The sequence below is a fragment of the Geminicoccus flavidas genome, assembly GCF_009806515.1.
GTDB lineage: Bacteria > Pseudomonadota > Alphaproteobacteria > Geminicoccales > Geminicoccaceae > Geminicoccus > Geminicoccus flavidus.
Map to the genome: position 1 here is coordinate 1 of NZ_WUJP01000780.1, position 7185 is coordinate 7185.

General features: G+C 71.2%; 4 protein-coding genes, 1 tRNA gene and 1 pseudogene. 4 read left to right on the forward strand and 2 right to left on the reverse strand.

The window, feature by feature from the left end:
• Both EQG76_RS22455 and EQG76_RS22460 read left to right on the forward strand, forming a co-directional pair.
• On the forward strand, nt 1-1257 hold a 1257-nt coding region (locus tag EQG76_RS22455), incomplete at its 5' end, for an NAD(P)H-hydrate dehydratase (protein WP_159716545.1).
• A 186-nt stretch (nt 1258-1443) separates the two neighbouring features.
• The gene (locus EQG76_RS22460) at nt 1444-4278 is read left to right on the forward strand and encodes a bifunctional diguanylate cyclase/phosphodiesterase (RefSeq protein WP_159716546.1); all 2835 of its coding nucleotides are present in this window, start codon (nt 1444-1446) and stop codon (nt 4276-4278) included.
• 13 nt (nt 4279-4291) lie between these two features.
• On the opposite strand, the gene EQG76_RS22465 is transcribed toward EQG76_RS22460, so the two are convergent.
• Together EQG76_RS22465 and lipB are read right to left on the reverse strand one after the other, a co-directional pair.
• A complete protein-coding gene (locus tag EQG76_RS22465) occupies nt 4292-4825 on the reverse strand; it encodes a pentapeptide repeat-containing protein (RefSeq protein ID WP_159716547.1) in 534 nt (177 codons plus the stop codon).
• Nucleotides 4822-5571: pseudogene (gene lipB, locus EQG76_RS22470) on the reverse strand (lipoyl(octanoyl) transferase LipB); the annotation flags it as partial. The pseudogene lipB and the gene EQG76_RS22465, both read right to left, overlap by 4 nt.
• Nucleotides 5572-5647: 76 nt before the next feature.
• On the opposite strand from lipB, the gene EQG76_RS22475 reads away from it, so the two are divergent.
• Both EQG76_RS22475 and EQG76_RS22480 read left to right on the forward strand, forming a co-directional pair.
• Nucleotides 5648-5734, forward strand: a tRNA-Leu gene (locus tag EQG76_RS22475).
• A 155-nt stretch (nt 5735-5889) separates the two neighbouring features.
• Nucleotides 5890-7185: nickel-dependent lactate racemase family protein (locus EQG76_RS22480; RefSeq protein WP_159716549.1), on the forward strand; the 1296-nt coding region annotated here is incomplete at its 3' end.

The following is a 7185-nucleotide window of genomic DNA, read 5'->3' on the forward strand; positions in this document are numbered from 1 at the left end:
GTCGCAGGGCTCCTCCGGCAGGCGGGCTGGCCGGTCGAGGCCGTTTCCCTGGTCGACCCTGCGTCGCTGACGGGTGATGCCGCCGGGGCGTTCGCCGCCTGGCAGGCGCCGTGGCTCCCGGTCGAGGCAGCGCTGGAGCGCAGGCCGGGCCTGTGGGTGGACGGTCTGTTCGGGGCCGGCCTTGGGCGGGACGTGACCGGCGCTGCCGCCCTGCTGATCGCGCATGTCCTGGCGCAGGGGGCGCCGGTGGTCGCGATCGACATCCCGTCGGGGATCGACGGTGCCACCGGGCTGGTGCGCGGCTGCGCGCTGCGTGCGGCGCTCACAGTCACCTTCGTGCGCAAGAAGCCGGGGCTGGTCCTGCTGCCCGGCCGCCTCCATGCCGGCGAGGTCGCCGTCGCGGATATCGGCATCGGTGCCGGTGAGCTGGACCAGGTCGCGGGCCCGGTCCGGATCAACCAGCCCTCGCTCTGGCGGCACCTGCTGCCGCGCCGCGACGCCCTGTCCCATAAATACCGGTTCGGCCACGCGGTGGTGGTGGGCGGCCCCGCCTCTGCCACCGGTGCCGCCCGGCTCACCGCGGTGACCGCCCTGCGCATCGGTGCGGGGGTGGTGTCGGTCGCCTGCGACCCGGACGCGCTGCCGCTCTATGCCGGGGAAAGTGCCGACCTGATCACCGTGCCCGTGGCGGACGAGGCGGCGCTCGACCAACTGCTCGCCGACGAGCGGCGCAATGCGGTGGCGATCGGGCCGGCGGCTGGGGTCACCGACCGCACCCGGGCGCGGATCGACCGGCTGTTCCAGTCCGGCCGGCGGCTGGTGCTGGATGCCGACGCGCTCACCGCGATCGCACCCTGCACCGGCAGGCTGGCGGCCCAGGGCGATGTCGTGCTGACGCCGCATGAGGGCGAGTTCCATCGGCTGTTCCCGGAACTGGCCGGTGCCCGGATTGAGCGGGCGCGCCAGGCTGCCGCGCTCTCCGGCGTGGTGCTGGTCCTCAAGGGCGGCGACACAATCGTGGCGGCACCGGACGGGCGCCTGGCCATTCTCGATCTCGCCGCCCCGGCGCTTGCGACCGCCGGTGCGGGCGACGTGCTGGCCGGCGCGATCCTGGGCCTGCTCGCCCAGCACATGCCGGCGTTCGAGGCGGCCGCCGCGGCGGTCCGGCTGCACGCCGAGGCCGGTGCGGCACTCGGGCCCGGCATGATCTCGGCGGATCTGCCCAGGACGATCGCCGGCCGACTTGCGCTACACTGAGCACGCTGTGGTGGCGAACCGGGCGGCCGGGCCTGCCACCCTCTGGCTGCCGGCGGTTGCAGGCGTTACGCCCTTGGTCGCCGGCGACGCGCCGCTAGCCTCTGGAGGGCTGGTGACGGCTGTCCGCCGGGGCTCGAGCGATGCGGGGTGGACGAAGTAAGCGAGGCCGGTCGCCCGCCGCGGGGCTTGAGGGCGGATCCGCCGGCCGCGATCTGGCCGGCCGCCGACCTGCAGGCCATGCTGGACGGCACCGAACGGGCGATGCTGCTGGTGACCCGCCCGGACGAGGGGCGGCCACATCCGGTGATCGTCTGGACCAACCGGGCGCTGCGCCTCCTGACCGGGCTCGCCGGCCACGAGCTGGCCGGTGCGCGCCTGCGCCGCCTGCGCGCCGGCGGACCGGACGAGCCCGGCTTCGCCGCACTGCTGAGCGCGCTCGCCGCGGGCCTGGCCTGGACGGGCGAGCTGACCCTGCCGACCAGGACCAGCGGCACCCTCAGTCTCACCGCCCAGCTCGAGCCCCTGGCCGATGGCCGCCATGCCCTGCTGACGCTGGAGGCGCGCACGGCCGGGCGCGGCGAGCCGGGCGAGCCGGACCTGTCCGGTGCGGCACGGCTCCTGGGCGACCTGATGGGCGGCGGCCTATATCGGTTGCGCGCCGACGTCGACGCCGGGCTGAAGCTGGAATGGGCGGATGCCGCGGTGGAGCGGCTGACCGGCTATCCCCTGCCTGAGCTCCTGGCGCGCGGCGGGCTTTCCGGGCTGGTGGTGCCCAAGGACCGCGCCCGGCTGCGCCGCCGCAACCTGGACCTCATGAACGGGGTCGCCACCGAGACCTGCTACCGGCTGCGCACTGCCGATGGCCGCGAGATCCGCCTGGTCGACCGGGCGCGCCCGCTGCGCGCCGGCGGCACCACCGCAGCCACCACCGGCCTGCCGGTGGTGGCTGCGGTCGGCACGCTGCGGCTCGACCATACCGGCGAGCCCCGTGGCAGCGGGCCGTCCGCCGACGCGCGGCTGATGGCCGAGCTGCTGGACGGGACCATCCTGCTGGTCGATGCCGAGCTGCAGCCGCTCTGGGTGGCATCCGGCCGCGACGACGCTCTGTCGCTGGCGCTGGCCGATCTCGATGGCGCCTCGCTCGACGAGGTGTTGGGTGAGGAGCTGGCTGAGCAGTGGCGCGACCGGATCGAGCAGGCGCTGGTCACGGGCCGCCGGGCCCAGACCGGCTTTCGCTGGCCGGTTTCGGGCCAGGTCTGGCATCTGCTCGCCGCACCCATGGGTCCCGAAGCCGCGCTATTGGTGGTGCGGCCGCTGCCGGCTGGCCAGGACGAGCGGAGCGGTCAGCCGCCCCAGCCCAGCTTTGCTGCCGAGGAGGAGCCGTTCCTGCGCCTAGTCCTGGAACATGTCGCGGACGGCGTGCTGGTGCTGGGCGAGGACGAGACCGTGCGGCGGGCGTCGCGCGCCGCCGAGCGGATCTTCGGCCTGCCGGCCAGCGCCCTGCGGGGGCGCAGCGTCGCCAGCCTGTTCCAGCCGCAGGAGCGGCAGCCCGAGGGCGTGGCGGAAGCGCCCGGCCGGTTCAAGGAGCGCGCCGCGATCCGTGCCGCGGGCGAGCTGGTGCCCGTGGAGGTCCTGGCCATGCGGCTGCCGGGCGAGCTGCCGGGCGGGGTCCTGATCGTGCGCGACATGACCCTGCGCAAGCAGACCGACGCCACCATCCGCAACCTCGCCTATACCGACCCGCTCACTGGCCTGCCCAACCGCCTCCTGTTCCTGGACCGGTTGGAGCAGGCGATTGAGCGGGCCAGGCGCAACCGCCAGGAGCTGGCGGTGATGGTGGTTGACCTCGACCGCTTCAAGCTGATCAACGAGAGCCTGGGCCTGGACAAGGGCGACCGGGTGCTGCGCGCGGTCGCCATGCGGATCGGCAACTCGCTGCGCAGGTCCGACACCGTGGCCAGGCCCGGCAGCGACGAGTTCCTGGTCCTGGCGCTCGCGACCGACGGTGCGGAAGGTGCCGGCAAGGTCGCCCAGAAGATCCTGGACGGCCTGCAGGCCCCCTTCCAGATCAATGGCGACGAGCCGACGGTGACCACCTCGATCGGCATCGCCCTGTTCCCCCATGACGGTGACGACCCGGACCAGCTCCTGCGCAACGCCGGTACTGCCCTGGCGCGGGCCAAGGAGCAGGCCTCGCACAGCTACCAGTTCTACACGACCGACATGAACGCCAAGGCTTACCAGCGCCTGGTGCTGGAAAGCCGGCTGCGCAAGGCGACCGAGCGGGGCGAGCTGTCGCTGCACTTCCAGCCGCTAGTGGACCTCCTGGAGGAGCGCATCGTCGGGGTGGAGGCGCTCTTGCGCTGGAACAGCCCGGAGCTCGGCTTCGTGCCGCCCTCGGACTTCATCCCGATTGCCGAGGAAACCGGGCTGATACTGCCGATCGGCGAGTGGGTGCTGCGCCAAGCGGTGGCGCAGATGCGCGAATGGCATGCCGACGGGCTGCACGGCCTGCGCATCGCGGTGAACATCTCCGCCCGCCAGTTCCAGGCCCGCGATTTCGTGACCAAGATCCGCCGTCTCCTGGCCGATACCGGCTTTCCCGGCCCGTTTTTGGAGCTGGAGCTCACCGAGAGCTCGATCATGCGCGATGTCGAGGAGACCGTGCACCGGCTGCGCGAGCTGGCCGAGCTGGGCGTGCGGGTCACGGTCGACGATTTCGGCACCGGCTACAGCTCGCTGGCCTATCTCAAGCGCTTCCCGATCGGAGCGCTCAAGATCGACCGCTCTTTCATCGCAGACGTCACCACCGATGCCAACGATGCGGCGATCGCCCGGGCGGTGGTGGCGCTGGCCGAGACCCTGAAGGTGCGGGTGGTCGGCGAGGGCGTGGAAACCCGGCAGCAGTTCGAGTTCCTGCGGGCACTGGGCTGCAACGAGGCGCAGGGCTACCTGATCGGTCGGCCGATGCCGGCCGCGAACGCGCTGGCCTGGCTGCGCAATGGCGGCCGGCAGGCCTAATCCTTGGCGTTGCTCAACTGCCGTCGTCGAGTTCCGCAGCCGGTGCCGAGCCCGCGATGCAGCGGCCGATCGAGCCTTCCGCGCACACGGTGGCACCATCGGTCCAGGTGGCACCGGACAGGTCAGCGCGCAGCAGGTCGGTCCGATCCAGCATGGCGCCGGTCAGGTTCGCCCGGCGCAGCTTCGCATCATAGAGACGGGCGTTGCGCAGGTCAGCTTCCACCAACGACGCCTCGTCCAGCACGGCATTGGTGAAGTCGGCCCGGCGCAACTCTGCCCCGTCCATGCGGACGCCGGTGAGCTCGGCGCTGATGAACTTTGCACCGTCCGCGCGCACCTCCCTCAGGTCGGCGCCGCTCAGATCAGCCCGGTTGAACAACCCGCTGCGCAAATCGGCACCGGCGAGATTGACCCCGCGCAGGTCCTCCCCGCCCAGCATGCAGCGGCGCCATTCCACACCCGGGGCGGCGGCATCGGCACAGCCGGCCTCGGCACCGGAAGGCAGCAACACGACGGTGGCGAGCAGGAGCAGGACTGCGGATTTCATATCATGGACATGGTGGCAGACCGGACGTCGATCAATTGCTCGGATGGTGCTGCCTTCACCGGGGCGGGCTCGAAGATCGGCCCGAAACTTTCCTTTAGCGCGCGATCGACCGCGGCGAAGTTGGCCGGGATGCCCAGTGCCGCCAGCGAGGTGACGCCGTGCTCCGCGATCCCGCACGGTACGATCCCGCCGAAATGGCTGAGATCGGGGGCCACGTTCAGCGCGATGCCATGATAGGTGACCCAGCGGCGCACCCGCACGCCGATCGCCCCGATCTTGTCCTCGCGGCCATCGGGATGGGCCACCCAGATGCCGACCCGGCCCTCGCGCCGCTCGCCATGGACACCGAACCGCGCCAGAGTCGTGATCGCCCACTCTTCCAGCCGTGCCACATGGGCGCGCAGGTCGACGCCGCGCCGCTGCAGGTCGAGCATCACATAGGCGACCCGCTGGCCAGGGCCGTGATAGGTCCAGCGCCCGCCGCGGCCGGTCTGGTAGGTGGGGAAGCGTGCCGGGTCGAGCAGCTCGTCCGGTGCCGCCGAGGTGCCGGCGGTATAGAGCGGCGGATGCTCGACCAGCCAGACCAGCTCGTCCGCCCCATCCTCGCGGATGCCGCGGACCCGCTCCTCCATCGTCGCCACCGCGTCGGGGTAGCTTACCAGCCCGGGTGCCACCCGCCATTCGAGCGTCAAGACCCTCTCCTTTTCCGCGTCCTCGCCGTCCCGCCGGTTTTCGCCGCTCGCCGTGTCTTGCGGCCCCGGTCGTGACCGACTATACCGCGCGGCGCCGGCAGCCGATAGGTTACGGCTTCCCCAGCGATGTGCGGTCGTGGCGGAATTGGTAGACGCGCAGCGTTGAGGGCGCTGTGCCCGAAAGGGCGTGGAAGTTCGAGTCTTCTCGACCGCACCATCTCTCCCCATCTCATGATCGATTCCAGGCGGACATCCGGGGCTTCCCGAGCTGGCGGGCCTTCGGCCTTACCGGGCCTTGGGGCTTGAGTGCCGGGCGCGGTTGCGCTTTCTCCGCCAGCCGAAGGACGTGACGAGCATCCAGGGAGAGTGCCGGTGACCGCTCAGAAGATCGAGATCGCGTTCGGGCGCTCGCACCTGAACCTCCGCCTGCCGCCCGGCGCCGAGCCCCATGTCATCCGCAAGGCGGCGATGCCCAAGCTGCCGGATCCGCACCAGGCCGTGCGCGACGCGCTGGCGCACCCGGTAGGTGCGCCGCCGCTGTCGGAGCTGGCCAGCGGCAAGACCAGCGCCTGCATCCTGATCTGCGACATCACCCGCCCGGTGCCGAACCGGCTGTTCCTGCGCCCGATGATCAAGACGATCCACGCGGCGGGCGTGCCGATGGACAAGATCACCGTGCTGGTCGCGACCGGGCTGCACCGGCCGAACGAGGGCGAGGAGCTGGCCGAACTGGTGGGCGATCCCTGGGTGCTGGAGAATGTCCGCGTCGAGAACCACTTCGCGCGCGACGACGCGATGCATGTCGACCTGGGCTTCACCGAGAAGCGCCGGGTGCCGGTCCGAATCGACCGGCGGCTGGTCGAGGCGGACCTCAAGATCGCGACCGGCCTGGTCGAGCCGCACTTCATGGCCGGCTGGTCGGGCGGGCGGAAGGTGGTGGCGCCGGGCGTGGCGCATCACACCACGATCCGCACCTTCCATTCCGCCCGGTTCATGGAGGACCCGCTCGCGGTGCAGTGCAACCTCGTGGGCAACCCGCTGCACGAGGAGCAGCTCGACATCGTGCGCAAGCTAGGCCCGGTCTATGCGCTCAACACCGTGCTGGACGAGGACCGTGACCTTGCCTTCGTCAATTTCGGCGAGGTGATCGAGAGCCACCTGGCGACGGTGGCGTTCGTCGAGGACATCAACCAGGTCAAGGTCCCGCGCCGGTTCAAGACGATCGTGACCTCCTCGGCCGGCTATCCCCTGGACAAGACCTATTACCAGACCGTGAAGGGCATGGTGACGCCGATCGACATCCTGGAGCCGGGCGGCACGCTGATCATGGCGTCCGAGTGCTCCGAGGGTTTCGGCTCGGCCGAGTTCATGGAGGCCCAGGCCCGACTGGTGGAACTGGGGCCTGAGCGGTTCCTCCAGACGCTCACCGCGAAGTCGCTGGCCGAGATCGACGAGTGGCAGACCGAGATGCAGCTCAAGCCCATGCGCCTGGGCACCATCCAGATGTTCACCACGGGCCTCACCCCGGAGGAGCGCCGGATCACCGGGGTGGAGATCGTGCCATCGCTCGATGACGCGGTGGCAGCAGCGATGGCCAAGCACGGCGACAACGCCGTCGCGGTGATCCCCGAGGGGCCCTACGTGATCCCGGTCCATGCCCCGGCCGGC